Origin of the sequence: Streptomyces lydicus (assembly GCF_004125265.1) — a bacterium.
GTDB classification, from domain to species: domain Bacteria; phylum Actinomycetota; class Actinomycetes; order Streptomycetales; family Streptomycetaceae; genus Streptomyces; species Streptomyces lydicus_C.
The window spans coordinates 2,693,104-2,716,119 of record NZ_RDTE01000003.1; the positions used below are offsets into that span (position 1 = coordinate 2,693,104).

General features: G+C 72.1%; 14 protein-coding genes. 10 read left to right on the forward strand and 4 right to left on the reverse strand.

Translation table 11 applies throughout. From position 1 onward, the window contains the following. Nucleotides 1–21: 21 nt before the first annotated feature. The 3 genes from D9V36_RS14260 to D9V36_RS14270 form a co-directional block, all read right to left on the reverse strand. Nucleotides 22–789, reverse strand: a complete 768-nt coding sequence (locus tag D9V36_RS14260) for an enoyl-CoA hydratase/isomerase family protein (protein WP_129294109.1) — start codon at nucleotides 787–789, stop codon at nucleotides 22–24. Between the two features lie 156 nt (nucleotides 790–945). Continuing rightward, complete coding sequence (locus D9V36_RS14265) at nucleotides 946–2,184, reverse strand: L,D-transpeptidase (RefSeq protein WP_431357670.1); 1,239 nt, start codon at nucleotides 2,182–2,184, stop codon at nucleotides 946–948. Between the two features lie 180 nt (nucleotides 2,185–2,364). Further along, nucleotides 2,365–3,705: a L,D-transpeptidase gene (locus D9V36_RS14270; RefSeq protein WP_129294110.1), complete on the reverse strand. Its 1,341-nt coding sequence runs from the start codon at nucleotides 3,703–3,705 to the stop codon at nucleotides 2,365–2,367. A 244-nt stretch (nucleotides 3,706–3,949) separates the two neighbouring features. Here D9V36_RS14270 and glgX point away from each other — a divergent pair, with 244 nt between their 5' ends. The 5 genes from glgX (at nucleotide 3,950) to D9V36_RS14295 (ending at nucleotide 16,793) form a co-directional block, all read left to right on the forward strand. Beyond that, the gene (gene glgX, locus D9V36_RS14275) at nucleotides 3,950–6,205 is read left to right on the forward strand and encodes a glycogen debranching protein GlgX (RefSeq protein ID WP_129294111.1); all 2,256 of its coding nucleotides are present in this window, start codon (nucleotides 3,950–3,952) and stop codon (nucleotides 6,203–6,205) included. A 102-nt stretch (nucleotides 6,206–6,307) separates the two neighbouring features. Beyond that, nucleotides 6,308–8,227 carry an ABC transporter ATP-binding protein gene (locus D9V36_RS14280; protein ID WP_129294112.1) on the forward strand — a complete coding sequence of 640 codons (1,920 nt, stop codon included), beginning with the start codon at nucleotides 6,308–6,310 and terminating at the stop codon, nucleotides 8,225–8,227. After that, nucleotides 8,224–10,197 (forward strand): ABC transporter ATP-binding protein, encoded by a 1,974-nt coding sequence (locus D9V36_RS14285; RefSeq protein WP_129294113.1) that lies wholly within the window; start codon nucleotides 8,224–8,226, stop codon nucleotides 10,195–10,197. Before D9V36_RS14280 ends, D9V36_RS14285 begins: the two co-directional genes overlap by 4 nt. A 133-nt stretch (nucleotides 10,198–10,330) precedes the next feature. Further along, nucleotides 10,331–16,375 carry a type I polyketide synthase gene (locus tag D9V36_RS14290; protein ID WP_206739665.1) on the forward strand — a complete coding sequence of 2,015 codons (6,045 nt, stop codon included), beginning with the start codon at nucleotides 10,331–10,333 and terminating at the stop codon, nucleotides 16,373–16,375. Then, nucleotides 16,368–16,793, forward strand: coding sequence for a PaaI family thioesterase (locus tag D9V36_RS14295; RefSeq protein WP_129294114.1), 426 nt, complete (start codon nucleotides 16,368–16,370; stop codon nucleotides 16,791–16,793). The genes D9V36_RS14290 and D9V36_RS14295 overlap by 8 nt, the downstream gene beginning before the upstream one ends. A gap of 76 nt (nucleotides 16,794–16,869) precedes the next feature. On the opposite strand, the gene D9V36_RS14300 is transcribed toward D9V36_RS14295, so the two are convergent. Continuing rightward, nucleotides 16,870–18,588, reverse strand: coding sequence for a beta-ketoacyl synthase N-terminal-like domain-containing protein (locus D9V36_RS14300; protein ID WP_241720872.1), 1,719 nt, complete (start codon nucleotides 18,586–18,588; stop codon nucleotides 16,870–16,872). Nucleotides 18,589–18,821: 233 nt separating this feature from the next. Here D9V36_RS14300 and D9V36_RS14305 point away from each other — a divergent pair, with 233 nt between their 5' ends. From D9V36_RS14305 to D9V36_RS14325, 5 genes are read left to right on the forward strand one after another with little or no spacing between them, the layout of a single operon-like run. Further along, nucleotides 18,822–19,541, forward strand: coding sequence for a Phenylacetic acid catabolic protein (locus D9V36_RS14305; protein WP_206739666.1), 720 nt, complete (start codon nucleotides 18,822–18,824; stop codon nucleotides 19,539–19,541). Between the two features lie 14 nt (nucleotides 19,542–19,555). Further along, the gene (locus D9V36_RS14310; protein WP_129294115.1) at nucleotides 19,556–20,668 is read left to right on the forward strand and encodes a radical SAM protein; all 1,113 of its coding nucleotides are present in this window, start codon (nucleotides 19,556–19,558) and stop codon (nucleotides 20,666–20,668) included. 59 nt (nucleotides 20,669–20,727) lie between these two features. Then, nucleotides 20,728–20,976: an acyl carrier protein gene (locus D9V36_RS14315; RefSeq protein WP_129294116.1), complete on the forward strand. Its 249-nt coding sequence runs from the start codon at nucleotides 20,728–20,730 to the stop codon at nucleotides 20,974–20,976. Next, nucleotides 20,973–22,142: a beta-ketoacyl-[acyl-carrier-protein] synthase family protein gene (locus D9V36_RS14320; protein WP_129294117.1), complete on the forward strand. Its 1,170-nt coding sequence runs from the start codon at nucleotides 20,973–20,975 to the stop codon at nucleotides 22,140–22,142. Before D9V36_RS14315 ends, D9V36_RS14320 begins: the two co-directional genes overlap by 4 nt. After that, complete coding sequence (locus D9V36_RS14325) at nucleotides 22,139–22,942, forward strand: SDR family oxidoreductase (protein WP_129294118.1); 804 nt, start codon at nucleotides 22,139–22,141, stop codon at nucleotides 22,940–22,942. The genes D9V36_RS14320 and D9V36_RS14325 overlap by 4 nt, the downstream gene beginning before the upstream one ends. Nucleotides 22,943–23,016 lie beyond the last annotated feature (74 nt).

Consider the following 23,016-nt stretch of genomic DNA (forward strand, 5'->3'; position numbering starts at 1 on the left):
GCACCGTCAACAACAGCTGTTTCAGCGGAACTTGGCCTTGCCCGGCCCTTCCTCGACGAAGCTGCGCATGCCGGTCTCCCGGTCCTCGGTCGCGAACAGCCCCGCGAACCAGTTGCGTTCGATCGTCAGGCCGGTGTCGATGTCGGTCTCCAGGCCGCCGTCGACGGATTCCTTGGCGGCCCGCAGCGCCAGCGCGGGACCAGCCGCCAGCCGCGCCGCCCAGGCGTGCGCCTGCTCGTAGACCTCCGCGGCCGGCACCACCCGGTCGACCAGGCCGAGCGCCAGCGCCTCGTCGGCCTTCACATGGCGGCCGGTGAAGATCAGGTCCTTGGCCTTGGACGGGCCCACCAGCCGCGCCAGCCGCTGGGTGCCACCGGCCCCGGGGATGAGGCCCAGCAGGATCTCCGGCTGGCCGAGCTTGGCGTTGTCGCCCGCGATCCGGAAGTCGGCGCAGAGCGCCAACTCGCAGCCCCCGCCCAGCGCATAGCCGGTGACCGCGGCGACCACCGGCTTGGGGATCCGGGCCACGGCGGTGAACGAGTCCTGCAGGGCCTTGGAGCGCACCACCATGGCCGGGTGGTCCATGGCCTGCATCTCCTTGATGTCCGCGCCGGCCGCGAACACCTTCTCGCCGCCCCAGACGACGACGGCACGCACATCGTCGCGGCGGGTGACCTCCTCGGCCAGCTCGCGCAGCCGGTCCTGGGTGGCGATGTCCAGTGCGTTCATCGGCGGACGGTCCAGGCGGATGGTGCCGACGCCGTCGGCGACCTCGAGATTCACAGTCATGCGGGAAGGTTAGTACGCGTTAACGACATCGGGCCCGGTGCACTGCGTCACAGTGCACCGAGCCCGTTCGCCTTCCGGCCGCCCTGCCGCCGGGGCCACCGATGTCCCCACGGGCGGCCCACCCGGCAGAGCTACTGGCAGAGCTGCCGGCAGGCCCTACCGGCGGGCCTTCCACTTCTCCCAGGAGAGGTTCCAGTCACTGAAGCCGTTGTCCGGCTGGATCGTTTCGTCGTGGGAGTTCTTGACGACGACCACATCGCCGACGACGGAGTTGCGGAAGAACCACGCCGCCGGGGTGGAGCCGTCGCCGCCACCGCGCTGGTCGAAGAGGCCCACACAGCCGTGGCTGGCGTTGCGGGTGCCGAAGGTCGCGCTGCCCGACCAGTAGTTGCCGTGGATGAAGGTGCCGGACGTGCTCAGCCGCATCGCATGCGGGACGTCCTTGATGTCGTACTCCCCGCCGAAGCCGACGGTGTCGCCGTTCATCCGCGTCACCAGGTGCTTCTCGCTGATCACCATCTTGCCGTTGTACGTCTCGGTGCCCGGCGCGCCCGAGGTGATCGGGATGGTCTTGATCTTCTTGCCGTCGCGGACCACGGTCATCTGCTTCGACTCGGCGTCGACCGTGCTGACCTGGCTGCGGCCGACGGTGAAGGAGACCTCCTTGGCCTGGGTGCCGTAGACCCCGGGCCGGCCCTCGACGCCGTTGAGGTCCAGCTTGAGGGTGACCTTGGTGCCGGCCGCCCAGTACTTCTCGGGGCGGAAGTCGAGCCGGTCGTTGCCGAACCAGTGGCCCTCGACGGGGACCGACGGCTTCGCGGTGACCTTGATGGCGTCCTCGACGGCCTTGGGGTCGGTGATACCGCGGGTGAACCGGATCGAGACCGGCATCCCGACGCCGACCTGCTGGCCGTTCTCTGGGGTGTACCGGCCGATGAAGGTGTTCTTCGGGACGAGGGTGGTGAAGCGGGAGTGCTCGGCGGCCTCCCGGCCCTTGCCATCCACCGCTATGGCGTCGACGGTGTAGTCCGTCGAGGCGCCGAGGTGGCCGCTCGGCTGCCACAGGGCGCCGCCGCCCGCTATTTTCCCGTCGACCTCGTTGCCCTTGGCGTCCTTGACCTTGACGGACTTGAGCCGGCCCTTCCGGGCGGTCACCTTCAGCGCACCGCTGGTGGCGACGTCGTGCGCACCGTCCTTGGGCGCTATGGTCACGGCCGCCTGCGAGGCATCCTTCTCCCCGCCCGCCTTGCCGGCCCCTTTGCCGTCCTCGACGTCACCGCCGCACGCGGTCACCAGCAGCAGCATCGCGCCGGCCAGCAGGGCCGGCGCACCCCCGCCCCTGAGCAGCCACCGACGCCGGCGAGCCGGCACCCCCGAATTCGGCTGGACGTTCACGACTGCCCCTTCCCCCTCGCACGGCCCGCGGTCCCCGCGCGCGGACGCGGACAGCCGCGCGCCTGCCGTTAGATAACCACACCGCGGTGACAGTGAACTCCCCGTGAACGTCACCGTTTAGTCCCAACTGCGGGGGTGGTGCGGAGGCAGGGGGCGGACGGCCGCCGGGGCGGCCGCCGGTCAGCGCCGCGCGGACCCGGCCCGCCACAGCTCCCAGGGCATGTTCCAGCCGCCGAGGCCGTTGTCCGGCGCGACCGTACGCTCCGGGGAGTGCTCCACCACGACGGTGTCGCCGACGATCGAGCGGCCGAAGAACCAGCCGGCCGGGGTGTGGGGGCCGCCGCCCTTGATGTCCTTCAGCCCGACGCAGCCGTGGCTGGTGTTGAGGCCGCCGAAGACCTGGGGCGGTGCCCAGTAGTTGCCGTGCAGGAAGGTCCCCGACCTGGTGAGCCGCATGGCGTGCGGCACGTCCGGGATGTCGTACTCGGCGCCGAAGCCGACGGTGTCGCCGTCCATCCGCGTCCTCGACTGCCGCTCCAGGATCACCATCTTCCCGTTGTAGGTGGGGTTCGCGTCGTCGCCCGCGGTGACCGGCAGGACCGCCACCACCCGGCCGCCCTGGCGCACCGTCATGGAGTGCCGGGCGGCATCGATGGTGCTGACCTGGTCCCGGCCCACCCGGTAGTGGACGGTCCGGCGCTGCGTCCCGTAGGCGCCCGGCCCGGCCTTCACCCCGCGCAGCCGCAGATCCACGGTGATCGCGGTGCCCGGCCGCCAGCGCTCCCGGGGCCGGAAGTCCAGCCGGCGCCGGCCGAACCAGTGCGGGCCGATCTCGACGGCGGGGCGGGCGCTGACCCTGACGGCGCGTTCGACGGCCGCGCGGTCGGCAACCGGCCGGTTGAAGACCAGCGAGAAGATCAGGCCGGTGCCGACCGTGGCGTCGCCCTGCGGTGAGAAGTGCGCGGTGAAGCGGCGGACGGGCACGGAGGTGGTGAAGGTGGTGTGGCGGGCCGAGCGCCGGCCCGCACCGTCCAGCGCCACCGCGTCGACGGTGTACTTCACGCCGGGCTCGAGGCGCCGGGCCGCCGGGCGCCAGGTCATACCGTCCGCGGCGATCCGCCCGGCGACGGGCTGCCGGCCGGCGCCTCCGGTCCGGCTGACCTCGACCCGTTCCAGCCGCCCCTCGGGCACCCGGACCTCGAACCGCCCGTCGGCCCGTACACCGTGCGCCCCGTCGTGCGGGACGATCCTGATCGCCGCCGCCGGGGAGCGCGGTTTGCCGACGACGAAGCCCTCGGTGTCGCGGCAGCCGGCCAGCGCCACCACCCCGGCGAGCCCGGCCGCGGCGGCGAGGACGACGCGGACCCGGCGGGCCGCCCGCACCGCCGTTCGCCCGCCCGCCCGGTCCGGACCCCGGTCCGAACCCCAGTCCGGACCCCGGTCCAGCCCCCTGCCCCGCGCCCGGCCGTCCTCCCGGCTCTGTGCTCGGTCCCCTGCTCGGTTCTGCTGATGGGCGGTCATATACCGAATTGTGACGGATGATCACCGGGTTGGGAGGTATGCCGCGTAACGGGATGTCACGGGCGGTGCGCGGCAGACCTGTGAGCCCCCGCCGCGGGAAGCGTGAGGCAACGCCCGGTTGCGGGAAGAACAACGGGGAGGGCGGGGGACACCTGCACGGCCGGACTCTCCCGGTGGACGCCGGGAGGTACCCCGTGCCGGGGCCCGCCGCCCGACCGAGCCATCAGCCGCAGGAGGCCGGCACGTGTCGAGCGCACCCGAGCAGGAGGCGGTGGCGGATGAACCACTCGCCCCACCCGCGGATATCCGCCCCGGCAGCCCCACACCACTGGGCGCCCGCTATCGCACCGGCCCCGACGGCATCGCCGGCACCAACTTCGCCCTGTGGGCGGGCGGCGCCGAGGCCGTGGAACTGTGTCTCTTCGACGACGCGGAGCGCGAGACGCGCCATGCGCTGACCGAGCTCACCCATGAGATCTGGCACGGCTTTCTGCCCGGTGTCCACCCCGGCCAGCGCTACGGCTACCGGGTGCACGGCCGCTGGGACCCCTGGAGCGGCGCCCGCTGGAATCCGGCGAAGCTGCTGCTGGACCCGTATGCCAGGGCCGTGGACGGCGACTTCGGCGCCCGTACGGAGCCGTCCGGCGCGGGGCCGGCGCTGCCGGCCCAGCTCTACGGCCATGTCCGTGACTGGCCCGAGCAGCAGGTCGCCGACACCGTGCGCGACGACCGGGACTCGGCGCCGTACGTCCCCAAGGGTGTCGTGGTCGGCGAGGACACCGGGGACGAGGGCGGCGTCGACGAATGGCAGGACGACCGCCGGCCCAAGACGCCCTGGCCGGATTCCGTGCTCTACGAACTGCATGTGCGCGGTTTCACGATGCGCCATCCCGGTATCCCGGAGCGGCTGCGGGGCACCTATGCGGGGCTCGCGCACCCCGCGGCGCTGGAGCACCTGGTCCGGCTCGGCGTCACCGCCGTCGAGCTGCTGCCGGTCCACCAGTTCGCGCACGAGGACCACCTGGTGCGCCGGGGGCTGCGCAACTACTGGGGCTACAACTCCGTCGGCTACTTCGCCCCCCATGCCGGATACGCCGCCACGGGCACCCGGGGGCAGCAGGTCGGCGAGTTCAAGCGGATGGTGCGGGCGCTGCACGACGCGGGCATCGAGGTGATCCTCGACGTCGTCTACAACCACACCGCGGAGGCCGGCGAGCTGGGCCCGACGCTCTCCCTGCGGGGCATCGACAACCGCGGCTACTACCGGCTGGCCGGCGAGGCCCGCCGCTACGCCGACTACACCGGCTGTGGCAACACCCTGCACGTCGTCCAGCCCCATGTCCTGCGTCTGATCACCGATTCGCTGCGCTACTGGGTCACCGAGATGGGCGTGGACGGCTTCCGCTTCGACCTGGCGGCCGCGCTGGCCCGCTCCATGCACGATGTCGACATGCTCTCGCCGTTCCTCGCGGTGATCGCCCAGGACCCGGTGCTGCGCCGGGTCAAGCTGATCGCCGAGCCCTGGGACGTGGGCTCCGGCGGCTATCAGGTCGGTGCCTTCCCACCGTTGTGGACGGAGTGGAACGACCGCTACCGCGACACCGTCCGCGACTTCTGGCGCGGCGCCCAGCACGACGTCCGCGACCTGGGCTACCGGCTCTCCGGATCGAGTGACCTCTACGCCTGGGGCGGCCGCCGTCCCTACGCCTCGGTCAACTTCATCACGGCGCACGACGGCTTCACCCTCCGTGACCTGGTCACCTACGAGCACAAACGCAACGCGGACAACGGCGAGGGCAACCGCGACGGCACCGGTGACAACCGCTCCTGGAACTGTGGCGCCGAGGGCGAGAGCGACGACCGGGAGGTCCGCGCGCTGCGCCGCCGCCAGCTGCGCAACCTGCTGACCACCCTGCTGCTGTCGACGGGCGTGCCGATGCTGGTGGCCGGCGACGAGATGGGCCGCACCCAGCACGGCAACAACAACGCCTACTGCCAGGACAACGCGACCAGTTGGCTGGACTGGTCGCTGCTGGACGACCCGGAGTGGCGCCCGCTGGCCGGCCTCGCCGCCCGCCTCATCGCCCTGCGCCGCGCGCACCCCGTGCTCCGCCGCCGGGCGTTCTTCTCCGGGCGGCCGCATCGGCAGGGCGGTCTGCGCGACCTCGCGTGGTTCACCGCGGACGGCACGGAGATGACCGAACAGGACTGGTACACCCCGGGGGCCACGCTGGGCATGTACCTCTCCGGGAACGACATCTCCCCACGCGACGCCCGGGGCATCCGCATCGTCGACGACAGCTTCCTGGCCGTGCTCCACGCGGCCGACCGGCCCTGTCCGTTCACCCTCCCCGGACCGCCCTGGGCCCGCGCCTACGAACTCCTCGTCGACACGGCACGGGAGGACCAGCCGGGGGCGGCACTGCCGCCGTACCCTGCGGGCGGCTCGCTCACGCTGGCCGGGCGGTCGGTGGTGCTGTTCCGGGCCGTGCCGGGCTGAGGGCTGCGGGGCGGCGCGGGGTCGCGGGCGGGGTCGCGAGCGGGGCCGCCCGGCGGAAAATGGCATGAGCGTTGTCAGTGATGCGCCTTACGCTCGCGAGTGATGGCCGACAACGCGCAGACCTCGCCCCCGCCCGACCGGACCGACTTACCCCGGCACTCCGCAGTGCGCTCGCTGTTGCGCCTGTGGCCGTTCATCCGCCCGGTGCGGGCGCGTATGGGCGCCGCCGCGGGCGTGGCGATACTCGCCTCGTGCATCAGCCTGATCATCCCGCTGGTGCTCAAGTGGCTGGTGGACGGGCCGGTGGCCGGGCGTGATCCGGGCGGGATCTGGCTCGGTGGCGCCTTCGTGCTGCTCCTCGGGCTGGCGGAGGCGCTGCTGTTCGGACTGCGGCGCTGGCTGGTGGCGCGCCCGCTGGCCGGGGTCGAGGCGGCGATGCGCGAGGCGCTGTACCGCCATGTGCAGCGGCTGCCGGTCGCCTTCCACGACCGCTGGCCCTCGGGCCAGTTGCTTTCCCGGGGGACCACCGACCTCCAGCTGTTGCGGATGTTCTTCACCTTCCCGCTGACGTTCCTGCTCGTCAACGGGGTGACCATCCTGGTGGGCGCGGTGATCCTGATGACCCAGCGCTGGTCCCTGGGCCTGGTGCTGCTGGCACCGGTGCCACCGCTGATGGTGCTGTGCTCGGTCTTCGAGACGAAGTACGGGCAGGCGGCCCGGCAGGCCCAGGACCAGGTCGGCGATCTGACGACGGTGGTCGAGGAGTCGGTGCTCGGCATCCGCATCATCAAGGGCTTCGGGCGCCACCGCAGCCAGGCCCGGACCTTCCGGAAGCTGACCCATGCGCTGCGTACCTCCGAACTCCGCAAGGCCCGGCTGCTGGCCTGGATCCTGGTCTGCATCACCGCACTTCCGGAGATCGCGATCGGCGGCGCCCTGGTGCTCGGCTCGCTCCAGGTGGCCGACGGCGAGCTGTCCGCGGGCACCCTCGTCGCCTTCCTCTCGACCGCGCTGGCGCTGCGCTGGCCGGTGGAGTCGACCGGTTTCCTGCTGGCCATGGCCAACGAGGCGGCGACGGCCACCGACCGGTACTTCGAGGTCATGGACGAGCCCGCGGTGGAGGAACCGGCAGCGGGCGGGGAGACCGGGGGCGTAGGGGGCAGGGGCGTACGGGCAGGGGGCATACCTGTCGGAAGCGCACCGCCCACGCCCCCAGCGACAGCAACCGCACGCCCCGTGGACGCCCCGGCCCCACCCGTCCCCGCCTCGCCCGGCACCGGCGGACTGGTCTTCTCCGGCGTCGAGTTCCGCTACCCCGACGCACCGCCGGACGCGCCGCCCCTCCTCCAGGACATCACCCTGCACATCCGGCCCGGCGAGACGATGGCGCTGGTCGGGGCGACGGGCAGCGGCAAGACCACGCTCACGGCGCTGGTGCCGCGGCTGTACGACCCGACCGCGGGCCGGATCACCCTCGACGGGCGCGATCTGGCGACGCTCAGCCGGGACGAGGCCCGTGCGCTGGTCGCGGTGGCCTTCGAGGAGCCCACACTCTTCTCGGCGACCGCCGCGGAGAACGTGCTGATGGGCGGAGAGGGTGCCCAGGAGGGCGATCTGCGGCGGGCGTTGGCGGTGGCGCAGGCCGAGGGATTCGTCGACGCCCTCCCCGAGGGCAGCGCGACCCAGGTCGGCGAGCAGGGGCTGAGCCTGTCCGGCGGGCAGCGGCAACGGCTCGCCCTGGCCCGTGCGGTGGTCGGCCGGCCGCGCTTCCTGATCCTCGACGATCCGCTCTCCGCCCTCGATGTGCACACCGAGGCGCTGGTGGAGGCGGAGCTGCGCCGGGCCCTGGCGGCCACCACCGCGCTGGTGGTCGCCCACCGGCCGTCCACGGTCCTGCTCGCCGACCGGGTGGCACTGCTGTCCGGCGGCCGGATCACCGCCGTCGGCACCCACCACCAACTGCTCCGGGAGAACCCCGAGTACGCCACCTTGATGTCCGGCGAGGGAGAGAGCGCCCGATGACCACCACCGCGACCGGCCTCCCGCCCGACGACCGCGAGGGGCCCTCCGGTCCGCAGCGACGGTCTCCTGCCACACCGCGCCTCCCCGAGCCCGAGAACTCACCCGAGACCGGGAGCTCACCGGAGCCGGAGGGATCACCCGAGCCCGAGAAGTCACCCGAGCCCGAGGGCTCCCCCGCCACCGACGCCTTCGCAGACGATCTGCTCCCCACCCCCAAGGGCGCCTCGCGCACCCTCCTGGCCTCCCTGCTGGCGCCGCACCGGCGCCGGGTCCGGTGGGTGGTCGTCGCGCTGCTGCTCCAGCAGGCCGCCGTGCAGGCCGGTCCGCTGCTCGTCGCCTACGCGCTCGACAGCGCGGTGCCGGCCCTGCGGGCGGGCGATCACGGGCCGCTGATCGCCGTGGCGGTGGCGGCGGTGCTGTGCGCGATGGCGTCCGGCGGGCTGCAGTTCGGCTTCATCCAGCTCTCCGCGCGGGTCAGCCAGGATGTGCTGCTCGACCTCCGCGGCCGGATCTTCCGGCATGCGCAGGCGCTGAGCCTGGACTTCCACGAGCGCTATACGTCCGGCCGGCTGATCTCCCGCGCCACCACGGACGTGGAGTCGCTGCGCGAACTCCTGGAGGAGGGGCTGCAGGAGCTGATCACGGTCGCGCTCTCGACGGTCTACATCACCGCCACCCTGATCTGGCTGGACTGGGGATTCGGCACGGCCGCCCTCGTCTCCGCCGGTCCGCTCGCCCTCCTCGTACGCTCCTTCCGGCGCCGTTCGCAGCGGGTCTACAGCGCGAAGTCCACGGCGACGGCGGGCGTCATCGTGAAGTTCACCGAGACCCTGGGCGGTATCCGCCCGGTGCAGGCGTTCCGCCGCGAGCGGCCGAACGACGCCGCCTTCGCCCGGCTGAACCACCAGCAGGCCCGGATCAACGGCACCACCTCCCTGGAAATGGCACGCTACGTCGTCTCCTCCCGGCTGGTGGCCAACACCGCGGTCGCCGCGCTCGTCCTGTGGGGCGCCTACCGCGTGGCCACGGGAGGGCTGGCGCTCGGCGTACTGGCAGCCGGGGTGCTCTACCTCCGGCGGCTGTACGACCCCATCGACCGGCTCGGAATGTTCCTCAACTCCTATGCATCCGCGGCCGCTTCCCTCCAGAAGATCGCCGGTCTGCTGGCCGTTCGCCCCGGCGTCCCGGAGCCCGCGGCACCTGCCGCGCTGCCGGCCGTCGCGGCGGGCAGGCCGGGCCGCGAGGTCGCCTTCCGCGGCGTCCGGTTCGCCTACCGCTCGGGCGGCGAGGTGCTGCCCCGCTTCGATCTGACCCTGCCGGCGGGCACGACCGTCGCCGTGGTGGGTGCCACCGGCGCCGGCAAGTCCACCCTCGCCAAGCTGCTGGCCCGCTTCTACGACCCCACCGAGGGCGAGGTGCTGCTCGACGGCGTCGATCTGCGGGAGCTGTCGACCACCGCCCTGCGCCGCGGTGTCGTCATGGTCACCCAGGAGGCCTTCCTGTTCTCCGGCACGGTCGCCGACAACATCGCCCTCGGCCGCCCGGACGCCACCCGCGCGGAGATCGAGCACGCCGCGAAGGCCATCGGCGCCCATGACTTCATCACCGCTCTGCCGGACGGCTACGACACCGATGTCCGCAAGCGCGGCGGCCGGATATCCGCCGGCCAGCGCCAGCTGGTCGGCTTCGCGCGCGCCCTGCTCGCCGACCCTGCCGTTCTCATCCTCGACGAGGCCACCAGTTCGCTGGACATCCCCGGCGAACGCGCGGTGCAGCGCGCCATGGCCACCGTGCTGGAAGGCCGTACGGCCCTGGTGATCGCCCACCGTCTCTCGACCGTCGAGATCGCCGACCGGGTCCTGGTCATGGCCGACGGCCGGATCGTCGAGGACGGCCCGCCGAAGGAACTCATCGCCGGGCGGGGCCGGTTCGCCGCGCTGCACCGGGCGTGGCGGGAGAGCGTCGGGTAGCGGGCCGGCGCTCCAGGATCCTCACTTCTCTCGCTTCTCCAGGCCACGGGCGGGGGTCGACAGAGTCGAAAGCACCCTCGAAGATGTGGAGTTGACTGGTGATCATCCACGGGGGAGGGCTCCATTGAGCTGCGTGCGATCGGACATGATGGCGATCGTCGGTCTGGCGGGACGCTTTCCTCAAGCGCCGGACCTCGACGCCTTCTGGCAGCTGCTCCGGTCGGGCAGGGATGTCATCGGTCCGGTGCCTCCGGAGCGTTGGGATCCGGACGAGGTGATCGACCCGACCCGGGACATCCAGCGTGTCGGTGGGTTCATGGAGGGGGTCGACGCATTCGACCCCGCGTTCTTCGGAATCTCACCACGCGAAGCCCAGGTGATGGATCCTCAGCACCGACTGATGCTGGAGACCACCTGGCGGGCGTTGGAGGACGCCGACGAGGTGGCGGTCGGCCTGCGGGGTTCGCGTACCGGTGTGTATTTCGGCGGCCTCTGGCACGACTACGAGCTGCTGCGCAGGAACAGCGGTGCGGGCGCGACCCAGCACAGCATCGTGGGGAACTCCCTGGACAGCGTCCCGTCCCGGGTGTCGTACTTCCTGGGACTGACGGGGCCGAGCCTGACCATCGAGAGCAGCTGTTCCTCGTCCCTGGTGGCGCTGCACCAGGCCTGCCAGGCGCTGCGCCACGGGGAGATCGAAGCGGCGCTGGTCGGCGGGGCCAACCTGATGCTGACGCCGGAAGTGACCGTGGGGCTCACCCACTTCGGTGGTCTCTCGCCGACGGGCCGCTGCCACGCCTTCGGGGCCGGCGCCGACGGTTTTGTGCGTGGTGAGGGCGTCGTCGCGGTGTACGTGAAGACACTCGAGCGCGCGGTCCGTGACGGCGACCGGGTGCGGGCCGTCATCGTCGCCAGTGCGGTCAACAACGACGGCGGCGGGGAGAGCCTGGTCACACCGAATCCCCGCGCCCAGCAGGCCCTGCTGCAGGAGGTGTACGGCTCCGGAGCCGTTCCCCTGGACCAGGTGGTCTACGTGGAGGCCCACGGCACCGGCACCGTCCGCGGAGACGTCGCCGAGACGGACGCGCTGGGCACGGTTCTGGGGGTGCCCTGTCCGGGCCGTACGCTGCACATCGGGTCGGTGAAGACCAACATCGGTCACCTCGAACCGGCCGCGGGGTTGGCGGGGTTGGTCAAGGCCACACTGGCACTCGAACACGGCGTCGTCCCGCCGAGTCTGCACGCCGGGGAACTGAATCCGGCCATCGACTTCGACGGGTTGAACCTCGCTGTGGCACGTGAGCCCCTGCCCTTGGCACCAGGCAGCCACATAGGTGTCAACTCGTTCGGCTGGGGAGGAACGAACGCCCATGTCGTCCTCGCCGCTGCCCCCGGCACGGACGGCGCGGACGGCGCGGGCGACACGGCGGCGGACGCTCCGCCGGAATCCGCCGAACGGTTCCTGCTGCCGCTCAGCGCTCACCACGACGAAGCGCTGGGCCGGCGTTCGGCGCAGGTGCTCGCACATCTGGAGGCCGGTGCCTCGTTACGTGACACGGCGCAGGCGCTGGCGTGGCACCGCGATCACTTCGCGCAGCGGCGCGTACTCCTCGCACCGGAGCTGACCGAGGTCGCGGCGGGTCGCGCACGGCCCGTCGGCAAGGTGGCCTTCGTCTTTCCGGGGCAGGGCGCGCAGTGGACGGGCATGGGAGCCGGCCTCTACGGCAGCGACGCGGCGTTCACCCGGGCCATGGACCGCTGCGCCGAGGCGTTGGCGCGCCATGTCCCCTGGGACGTCCGGGACGTCGTGGTCGGCGGCGCGGACCGGGCTCGCTCGGAGCGGGCTCGCGTGGACCAGGCTCGCGTGGACCAGGTCCAGCCCGCGCTCTGGGCGATGTCGGTCAGCCTCGCCGCCGCCTGGCGGGAGGCCGGCGTCCGGCCGGATGTCGTCGTGGGCCACAGCCAGGGGGAGATCGCGGCGGCCACGGTGGCGGGGGCTCTCCCGCTCGACGACGCCGCACTCGTCGTCAGCGGACGCAGTGACCTTCTCCGGCAGGTGACCGGGCTCGGGCGGATGCTGGCCGTCGATCTCACCGCGGACGAGGCCGAGGCCGCGCTGCGGGACTTCGCCGGGCTGGTCGACCTGGCCGTGCACAACGGGCCCCGCTCGTGCGTGCTCGCCGGAGAAGCCGACGCGGTACTGCTGCTGAAGGAGATCCTGGAAGCCGACGGGGTGTTCTGCCGTCTGATCGACGTCGACTACGGGTCGCACAGCCCGCAGATCGACCACCTCGTCCCCGCCGTTCGCGAGGCCCTGTCCGCGGTACGCCCGCGCACCGCACACACTCCGCAGCTCTCCACCGTCGACCTGCGGTGGCTGGACGGCACGGAGCTGGACTCCGGCTACTGGGCGGCGAACCTGCGCGGCAGGGTGCGCTTCGCCGAAGCGGCGGAGAAGCTTCTCGACACGGGTGTGACCCATCTGGTGGAGGTGAGTCCGCATCCGGGGCTCGGGGCGGCGCTGCGGGAACTCGGCGACGCCCGTGACGAGCCCTGGGTGATACTGCCCAGCCTCCGCCGGGGCGAGGGCAGCCACTCCGACCTGCTCAGGTCCTTCGCCCAGGCCTATGTGTCCGGGCTGAGCGCTCTGGGACCGCGCCCGGCCAGGAGGCCACGAGCCGCCCTCCCGCCGTATCCGTTCCAGCGTGAGAGCTACTGGGTCGACACCCGCCAGGGCGGTGCGCAGCGGCAGGGCGGCCGCCGCCTCGCACTCGATCTGAGGCCGTCGACGGCCAACGGGGTCTGGGAAGCCGCCCTGGAACTGGGGCTCGCGCACCATCCCTGGCTGGCCGATCACCGGGTGCTCGACACCGCCGTGCTCCCCGCGGGCGGGTATCTGGCCCTGGTCCAGAACGCATTGCGCGACCGCGCGGACGCGCCGCTCACCCTGCGGGACGTCACACTGCCGACGCCGCTGCCGCTGGACGACGCCCCGGTGCGTATCGCGGCCACGTGGCGCCCGGGTGCCGGCACGGCGGGCGTGTTCACACTCGCCTCCGGCGAGGAGAACGGGTGGACCCGGCACTGTCGTGCGCTCGTCTCCTGGGGCACCTCGCCGGACCCCGCGAAGCCGCACCCCGCGAAGCCGGATCCCGCGACGTTCCCCAAGCGGCTGCTGGGCGCGGTGCCGCTGGACCCGGACGACTTCTACCGGCGCTGCGCGGAGCGTGGCCTGTCCTATGGCAGCGCCTTCAGGTCGGTGCTCGGGGGCCACCTGGGCCGGGACGAGGCGCTGGTCGAGATCGGGCTCCCCGCGGGCAGCCCGTCGGGACTGGCGGCGGGGGCCCTGCACCCGGTGCTGTGGGACGGCATTCTGCAGGCCGCTCTCACCGTCGGCGACGGCCCCTGCCTCCCGGTCGCCATCGGCTCGGCGAGCGTGACGGTCACCGGCGCGCCCCGTCTGTGGGTCCACGCACGGCGTACGGCGGCCGGCTTCGACCTCCTGGTGTTCGACGCCGACCGGGTGCCCGTCGGCGCGTTGCGCGGGGTCGTCCTGGCCGACGCCCCGGCGGGGGTGTCCGAGGGCCCGGAACCGGACCACATCTTCCGGATGAGCTTCGAGCCGCAGGAGAGGACGGACGGTCCGGGGCCCGGCGACTTCGTCGTCTGCGGGCGCGCGGACCTGCTCCCGGGCGGGCTCGGCCCCGACGAGCTGCCGCGCGCCGGCCTGGTGGTCTTCGTCGCTCCCGTGGACGGGCGAAGCGGGCTGATGGAACTGACGGGGGTGATCCGCCGCTGCCTCGACGAGAATCCGTCCGCCCGGCTCGTCGTGGTCGTGCGGGAGGAGGATCCGGACGCCGGGCTCTACGCCGGCTTCGTGACGGTGGTGCAGGCGGAGTACCCGCAGTTCCACGCGCGGCTCGTCGAGGTCGCCGGATTCACCCCGGAACGGGTCGCCGAGCTGGTGAAGGAGCTCGCGGCCACCGAGGACCGGGTCGTGCTGCGGGACGGCGAACGTCTTGTGGGGCGCCGGGTCCGGGGTGGCACGGACCGGACACCCGCGCCGTGGCGGAGCGGCGCCGGCGCCCAGCCTTTCCTGCTCGGGGTCGCCCGTCCGGGGAGCCCGGATTCGCTGTGCCGGTGGCCCCTCGACCGGTCCCGGCCGGCCGCGGGACGTGTCGAGGTGGCCGTGGAAGCCGCTTCGCTCAACTTCATCGACGTCATGAAGACGATGGGCGTCTACCCGGACACCTCGGCGGATCGCGACGTGCTGGGGCTCGACTGCGTCGGAGTCGTGACGTCGGCCGGCCCGGGCGTGACCGGAGTGGGTGCGGGCGACCGAGTGGTGGCCTGCGGGTTCGGCACACTCGCCTCGCACGTCACCGTGGACGCGCGTCATGTGCTGCCGGTGCCGGACGGCTGGAGTGCGGCACAGGCCGCGGCCCTGCCGATGGTGCTCGTCACGGCCTGGCACGCGCTCGTACAGGTCGCCCGGGTCGAGAAGGGGGACACGGTGCTGGTGCATTCGGCCACCGGCGGTCTCGGCCTGGCGGCGCTGCGGATCGCACAGTGGGCGGGGGCGGAGGTCATCGCGACGGCGGGTACCGAGGACAAGCGCGCGTACCTGCGCGGGCTGGGCGTCACGCACGTCTTCGACTCGCGCGGTCTCGACTGGGTGGCGGGCGTACGGGCCGCCACCGGCGGCCGGGGCGTGGATGTCGTCCTCAATTCCCTGGCGGGCGCGGCCATTTCGCTCGGCCTGGAGGCGCTGGCCGAGGACGGTCGCTTCGTGGAGGTCGGAAAGCGCGACCTGCACGCGGCGACCTCCGTCGAACTCGGTGCGTTCACCAAGTCGGTCACCTTCGCCGCGGTCGATATCGCGGGCCTGCTGCGGCGCCGGCCCGATCGGTTCGCGGCGGTGCTCAGGGAGGCCTGGCAGCTCGTCGAAACAGGGGCGTTCGGGCCGCTGCCGGTGCGGCAGTGGAGCTTCGCGGACGCGGAGGACGCGTTCCGGGCCATGGCGCGCGCCGAGCACCGTGGAAAGATCGTGCTCGTCGACCCGCTCACCGCCGGTGCCGTCACTCCGCGGCCGCTGCCGGCGGGCCGGTTCCGCGCCGGAGGCACGTACCTGATCACCGGTGGGCTCGGTGCGCTGGGGTTGTCGCTCGCCGAATACCTCGTCTCCTCCGGAGCCGGTGCCCTGGCGCTCATCGGACGGTCCGGGCGCGCCGATCCCGACCGGCTGGCCGCGCTGCGCGCACAGGGCGTGACGGTTCACGTCCGGCAGGCGGACGTTGCCGACGAGCAGCGGATGCGCGCCGTTCTGGAGGAGATCCGCCGGACCCTGCCGCCGCTGCGCGGTGTGTTCCACCTGGCCGGTGTCCTCGACGACGCGACGTTGCAGAACCTCGACGCCGAGAGCGTCGAGCGGGTGCTCCGTCCGAAGATCGACGGCGCGCGCCTGCTGCACGACCTCACCGCCCACGACGCACTCGACCTGTTCGTGCTGTTCTCGTCCGCTGCCGCGTTCGTGGGCACCGCGGGGCAGGCGGCATACGCCGCCGCGAACAGCTGGCTGGACGCACTGGTGCGGCGCAGGCGCCGGACCGGCCTGCCCGGTCTGAGCGTGCAGTGGGGGCCGGTGACCGGGGTCGGGCTCGCGGCCCAGGACGCCGGGCGTGGCGACCGGCTCGCCGGGCGTGGACTGGGCGGTGTGACCGTCGACGCGTGCTGGCAGGCGCTGCGGCACTTCATCGAGACCCACCGGACGGTCGTCGCCCATGCGGCGCTCGATCCGCGGCGCTGGCTGGAGACCTATCCGGCGGCCGCGGCACTGAGCAGTTGGCAGTCCCTCGCGGGGGCGGAGCCCGGCACACCGGACGGCGGCCCCGGGCTGCGCCTCGTTCCGGCCGGCCGGCGCAGGGAGCCCGTGGCGGACACCGTCCGCCGCGAAGCGGCGCTGGTGCTGCGCCTCGCCCCCGAGAAGCTGCTGGACGACGTCCCGTTGCGGTCCCTCGGCCTCGACTCACTGATGTCCCTGGAGCTGCGCAACCGGCTGGAGGCCTCGCTCGCCACGCGTCTGAGCCCCACTCTGCTGTGGAAGCACGGCACGCTGTCGCGCCTGACCGGGGCGCTGACCGACCTGCTGGCCGGGGAAGAGGCGACCGCGGGTGACTGAGAAGCCGGTGCTGACCCTTGAGGAGACACGTCAGCTCCTCGCGGAGTACCTGCCGGACGAAGCCGGTCTCGACGTGGCCGAGGTCACCTCCGGGGGGCTGGTGTTCACGGCGGCGCCGGAGCGGCTGTGGGTACGGCCCGGCGGCACCGTCTCCGGCCCGGCGATCTTCACCGTCGCCGACCTGTCCGCGTTCGTCGCGGTCAGCGCGTATGCGGGGAAGGTGCCTTCGGCGGTGCTGACGTCGAGCAGCTTCAGCTTTCTGGAGGCAGTGGAGCCGGGACCGCTGCGCGTCCGCGTCGCGGCGGCGCGGGTGGGGCGCCGGTCGGCCGTCCTGACCGCGCACGTCGAGGACGAGCAGGGTCTGCTCGTGGCGATGGGGACCCTGCACTTCTCCTACCCCGGCAAGAGACTTTCCTGACCGCGGCACCCGCGGGGAGCGGGACGGCACCCGGTCGCCGGCCGCGCTCCCCGGCTGCCGGGAAGCGGCCGTTCGGCTACCTGCCCTGCCCGGGCGGACGTATCGAGTAGCCGGCCCGCTCCCAGGGGTAGGTCGGCAGGGATGTCACCGCCCGTACCGCTCCGCCGGGCAGCGGTGCCGCCGGGTCCAGGGCCGTCACCCGCGGGTCTTGGCCGCCCCCGGCGAGAGCGGTCAGTGCCTCGGCGGCGGCCTCGGCGTTGTCCGCACCGACCCAGACCGCGTGGCGCAGCCGGGTACGACCGTGCGTCGCGGTGTACGCGAACGCCGCATAGTCGGCCTTGTCCACCCGCTGCGCGTACCGGGCCGCCAGCTCCCGCAGGGCCTTCTCCGTGTGAGCGCTCACCATGAACCCGTCGGTCCGGGCGCCGTCCCCGGACGGCGGGTGCGGGCCCGCACCGGGGTGGGCGGAGAGAACCGCGTGGGCGTTGGTGCCGCTCATGCCGAAGCTGCTGACCGCCGCACAGCGCCCCGAGGACTCCTCCCAGGCACGGGTCTCGGTCGGAATGGCCGGGCCGCCGTCCGCCAGGTCGATCCGCGGGTTCAAGGTGCCGAACTCGGCCTGCCGGGGAATCTGCCGTTTGTGCAGGCACATCAGTGCCTTGATCAGGCCGAGCACACCCGCCGCCGCCTCCGCATGGCCGATGTTGGCCTTCACCGAGCCCACGTACCACTCCCGTGCCGGTGTGCCCAAGGCGGCCGTGGCCGCCTCCACTTCGATCGGGTCACCCAGTGCGGTGCCGGTGCCATGGGCCTCCAGGTATCCCACGTCCGCCGCCGTCAGCCCGGCGGCCGCCAGTACGGATTCGATCAGCTTCGTCTGGGACAGCACATTGGGCGCGGTGAATCCGGAGGACCGGCCGTCCTGGTTGACGCCCGAGGCCTCGACGACCGCCAGGACGCGGTCCCCGTCGCGTTCCGCGTCGCTCAGCCGCTTGAGGACGAGCGCTCCGGCACCCTCACCCCGGACGAAGCCGTTCGCCCGCGCGTCGAACGGGCGGCAGCGGCCGTTGGGTGACAGGGCCTCGGTGCGCTGGATTTCCGCCGTGGAACGGGGGGCGAGAACCAGGTTCACGCCCGCGGCCACCGCGATGTCGCAGTCCCCTGCCGCCAGTGCCCGGCACGCCGTGTGCAGGGCCACGAGCGAGGAGGAACACGCGGTGTCGACGGCCATCGCCGGCCCCTGGAACCCGAGCGTGTAGGCGAGGCGGCCGGCCGCGAAGCAGTGACCGTTGCCTATCAGCCAGGAAGAAGTGGGCTCGTCGTCCGCCCAGTACCGGTAGTCCTGACCGGTGATGCCGACGTACACCCCGGTCGAGTCGGCGGCGGCCGCCGGCGGGATGGCGGCGTCCTCGAAGGCCTCCCACACGACCTCCAGCAGCAGGCGGTGCTGCGGGTCGAGACTCCTGGCCTCGCGGGGAGAGATCCCGAAGAACTTCGCGTCGAACCCCAGCACGTCGTCCAGGTAGCCACCGCGCGACAGAAGGCCTTCCCAGGCCCGGCCGAAGACGGCGCGGCGCTGCTCGGGCAGGTCCCCGAGGAAGGTGCGGCCCTGCGCAAGGGCCTGCCAGTACGCCTCCCGGTCCCCGATTCCGCCGGGCGCGCGCAGACCGGCACCGACGATGGCGACACGACCTGAGGACCGTTCGGCGTCAAGTTGCTCCCTCAGCGACTTGATCGTCTCCATGGCCCGGCGCAGCGGGCTCGCAGCAGCATCCGAAGTCGATGGTGATGTCACCAGCCGGGACGATAGCAGCCGCGAGCGGGCCGCAAGGGGGTTCGCCCCTGGAGCCGTTGCGTCCGCTTGGCAAGTGACGTGATGATCCATCAACTCTGGTGCTCGGTACGCCGGTTGTGGCAATGTGGCGCACCGTGAGCCCGGATCCGGGCCGCACAACGGGGGCAAGGCGTCGGCGTCGACATGTCTGCGTTCCCTGCTCCCCCGTCACCGCGAGGCAGCGAGGATCACTTGTGACGATTGCAGTCCTGGACGACGAAGAAGTCGTGGTGCGGACTCCCGAAGAGTTCCACCGCATGCCGCGTGACTACCAGAAGATCCTGGTCAGTCAGATCACCATCAACACCGAGGGCGAACTCTCCGGCGGGGACGACTACGCGCTGATGTTCCTGCCGCTGGCTCCGACATCCGAGGAGCGGCAGGTCTGCGCCGAGCGGGCGGCCGAGGAGTACGACCACTACAAGATCGGAAAGCGGGTCCTGGCCGACCTCGGTGTCGACACCACGTACATGGAGAGCCAGTCGCTCGCCGAACGGACCCTGTTCGCCGACGAGCGCATGCACTCGTGCACCACCTGGGCCGAGCGCGGCATCTACTCGTACATCGGCGAGGAGACCGCCATGGTGATGCTGCGCGAGTTCGCCGAGAGCAGCTACAGACCCTGGGCCGAGGCGGTGCGCACGATCATCCTGGACGAGAAGATCCACATCGCCCACGGCGCACGTGTCTGCCGCAACCTCGCCGTCACCGCGGAAGGCCGCGAACAGCTCCAGGCCGCGCTGGACCGGCTGTGGCCGATGTTCGTCGGTATCTTCGGCAGCCCCCACACCAAGCGTTCGAAGCTCGCGGTGCGCTACGGGCTCCGCAGGACCACCAACGGCGAGGCCATCGAGCTGTGGCGGCAGAAGGCCACGGAGCGCGTCGCCCATCTCGGCCTGCGTGTGCCCGAGTGAGGCCGGAGACCACTGTGCCCATACCTGTGGCGATCACCCCGCGCCCGCCCTCCAGGGCACAGTCCAAGGCCCGTCTGCGGGAGATCCTGGCCGAGCGCCCCGACCTGGCGGCACGGCTGAAGACCGTACGGGACATCGGCCGACGGGTACGCGGCTGCGAGATCCACCTCACCACCGCGTGCAACATCCGCTGCAAAGGCTGCTGGTACTTCGAGGGCGGATTCGACAGTGCGGTGAAGGAGACCTCGGACCCGGGGCTCATCCGCGCGTTCGCCGAGAGGCTCGCTTCCGACGGCGTGACACAGGCGACACTCATCGGCGGCGAGCCGACGATCGTGCTGGACAGAGTGCGTCCGTTCGTCGAGGCACTGCCGTACGTCACGATCTCGTCCAACGGCCTGCGTCCCCTGCCCCGGGACGGCTTCGAGAACGTGGCGATCGGCATCAGCCTCTTCGGCGGAGGCCCGCTCGACGACGCCCTGCGGGCACACCGCCCGAACGGCTCGTCCTTCCGCGGCCTGTTCGAGACGGGCCTGGGGCACTACCGCGACGATCCCCGGGTGACGTTCGTCTTCGCGCTGTCCGAGGAGGGGCTGCCTTACATCGAGCCCACGGTGCGCGCGACCCGCGACAACGGCAACCTCGTGACGTTCAATTTCTACAGCGAGCACGGTTCGGAAAGTCCGCTGCGCATCGAGAACGAGAAGCGGACCCTGTCCGAGGCGCTGCGGGTCAGGGAACGGTATCCGGAGACGGTGGTCAGCCATCCGTACTTCATCGAGGCGTTGATCACCGGGCGCAGCCACTGGGGCGCCCGTTTCGGATACGACGTGTGCCCCAGCATCAGCGTCGACCTGCCGGAGCACGAGCAGCGGGTCGCCAACGGCAACCCCGTCCTCGACGGCTTCGCCGTCTACGGTGCCGACTACGCCACGCTCCAGTTCTGCTGCACGTCCGGTGACTGCGGCAACTGCCGTGACAGCCAGGCCGTCTACAGCTGGCTGATGGTCAGCCTCAACTGGTTCCTGGACAGTGTGCGGCGCCTGGAGACCTGGATGGACCTGGCGGAGAGCTACTGGCGCCAGTGGTACTGGTCGCAGACCCACTCCCCGAACTTCCACCGCTGACGGCTGCTTCGTACCGCCTCGTCTCGTACCGCTACCCGTACCGCAGAGAAAGAGCGCTCATGTCTGACACCATCACCGCCGAGACCGTACTGGAACTCATCCGCGAAGAACTCATCGACGCCGGCGTGGAGGAGGAGGCCATCACCTCCGACGCCAAGTTCGACGACCTCGACATCGACTCGCTCGACGCCGCGGAGCTCATGGCCACGATCAAGCGCACGTACCGGGTCGGCATCCCGCGTCCGGAGCTCGCCGACGTGACCGTGGGACAGCTCGCGGCCAGGGTCGCGGAAGCGGCCGGTCGTTGACCGTTCCCGTCGCGGTCACCGGCGTCGGCGCGGTCACTCCGCTCGGCGTCGGGGCCGATGTCCTCTTCTCCCGGCTGATCGCCGGGGAGACCGGTACGGCCGACGGCGACGGCAGGTGCCACGCGTTCGACGCCGGCGCCTTCCTCGGCCGGCGGGAGCGGCACCGCAATGCGCGCTTCGCGCAACTGGCCCTCGTCGCGGCTGACGAGGCGGTGCACCAGGCGGGGTGGGCGGACTCGTTGCCCTATGCCGCCGAGGACATCCTGTGCGTCATGGGCACCGGTCTCGGCGGCGCGCCGGAACACGCCGGCGCCGAGGCGTCGCCGCTCACCGTGCCGCTGATGATGCCCAACAGCGCCGCGGCGAGCCTCGGCATGCGCTACGGCATCCGCGGTGAGTCCTTCGCCATGTCCGGGGCCTGCGCCGCAGGTGCGCAGGCCGTCGGCTTCGCCCTGCGCAGCATCCGGCGCGGTGAGGCCGCGGCCGCCGTCGTCGGCGGCGCCGAGGCGGCGTCCGTGCCGCTCGTCCGGGAATCGTTCGCGCAGGCGGGTGCGCTGTCCCCGAGCGGGAGGTGTCTGCCGTTCGACGAGGACCGGGACGGCTTCGTCATGGGCGAGGGGGCGGGGGTGCTCGTCCTGGAGAGCGCCGAAGGCGCGCGAGCGCGCGGTGCCCCGGTCCTCGGACTGGTGCTGGGCTACGGCGCGACCACCGACGCGCACCACCTCACCGCGCCGCCGCCGGACGGCCTCCCCGCGGCGCAGTGCGTCCGACGGGCCCTCACCGACGCGGACGTCCTCCCCGGGGACCTCTGCTACATCAACGCTCACGGCACGGGGACACGCCTGAACGACGAAGCGGAGATCCGCTCGCTCGGCCGTGCCCTGGGGGACGCCCTGCCCACCGTTCCCCTCTCCTCGACCAAGGCGGCGACCGGACATCTCTTCGGGGCGGGTGGTGCGGTGGAGGCCATCGTCACCCTGGCCGTGCTGCGGCGGGGAATCGCTCCGGCGACGGCCGGCCTGCGGCGGCCGGATCCCGTGCTCGGCCCGGTCGACCACGTCCTCACGCCCCGGGTGGTGGAGCCGCGTTCCCGGGGCGCGGTCGGGCTCTCCGACTCGTTCGGCTTCGGCGGTCACAACGCCGCCCTGGTGTTGGGAGCACCGTGAACAGTTTTGATCTCCGCGGCCGCCGCTATCTGGTCACCGGTGTGACCAATGACGAGTCCATCGCCTGGCACGTCGCGGCGGCGCTGCAGCGCCACGGCGCCGAGATCGTGCTGAGTTCCTTCGGACGTGCCGCCCGGATCGCCCGTAAGGCGGCGGCGCTGCTGCCGAGCCCGCCGGACGTCATCGACCTGGATGTCACCGATGAAGCGGGCGTGGCCGCCGTCGCCGGTGAACTCGCCCGCCGCTGGGACGCGCTCGACGGAGTGCTGCACGGCATCGCCCATGCGCCCGCGGACGCGGTGGGCGGTGGCTTCCTCGATACGTCGGCGGCGAGCGCCACACAGGGCTTCCAGGTCTCCGCGTATTCGTTGCAACGGCTGGTTTCCTCGCTGGCGCCGCTGCTGTCCGCGAGCGAACACGGCGGCAGCGTGGTGGGACTCACCGTCGACAGCGCGCGCACCCTGCCCGGTTACGACTGGATGGGGGTGTTCAAGGCGTCACTGGACGCCGTGGCCCGCTACCTGGCCATGTACTTGGGGCCACAGGGCATCCGCGTGAACCTGGTCGCCTCCGGTCCGCTGGAGACCCTTTCGGCGCAGGGGGTCGGCTCGTTCGACGCGCTGGCCGAGTACTACGAGCGGTGGGCTCCACTCGGGTGGGACCGGACCGATCACGAGCAAGTGGTGGGGGCCGTGTTGTTCCTGCTGTCCGATCTGGCGACGCGTACCACCGGCCAGGTGTTGCACGCCGACGGTGGGGTGCACGCCATCGCCGGCGGGATCGGAGAAGCCCCGCGTTGACCATAATTGACCGATACTCATGTGGCAGGATGACGTCAGTGGGAGGCGTCTGTCGCAGAAGAATCCCCCCGGTG

Coding starts and splice junctions, on each gene's coding strand:
- D9V36_RS14270 (WP_129294110.1), bottom strand. CDS start 3,705: ATGACCGCCCATCAGCAGAACCGAGCAGGGGACCGAGCACAGAGCCGG.
- D9V36_RS14280 (WP_129294112.1), top strand. CDS start 6,308: ATGGCCGACAACGCGCAGACCTCGCCCCCGCCCGACCGGACCGACTTA.
- D9V36_RS14315 (WP_129294116.1), top strand. CDS start 20,728: ATGTCTGACACCATCACCGCCGAGACCGTACTGGAACTCATCCGCGAA.
- D9V36_RS14285 (WP_129294113.1), top strand. CDS start 8,224: ATGACCACCACCGCGACCGGCCTCCCGCCCGACGACCGCGAGGGGCCC.
- D9V36_RS14260 (WP_129294109.1), bottom strand. CDS start 789: ATGACTGTGAATCTCGAGGTCGCCGACGGCGTCGGCACCATCCGCCTG.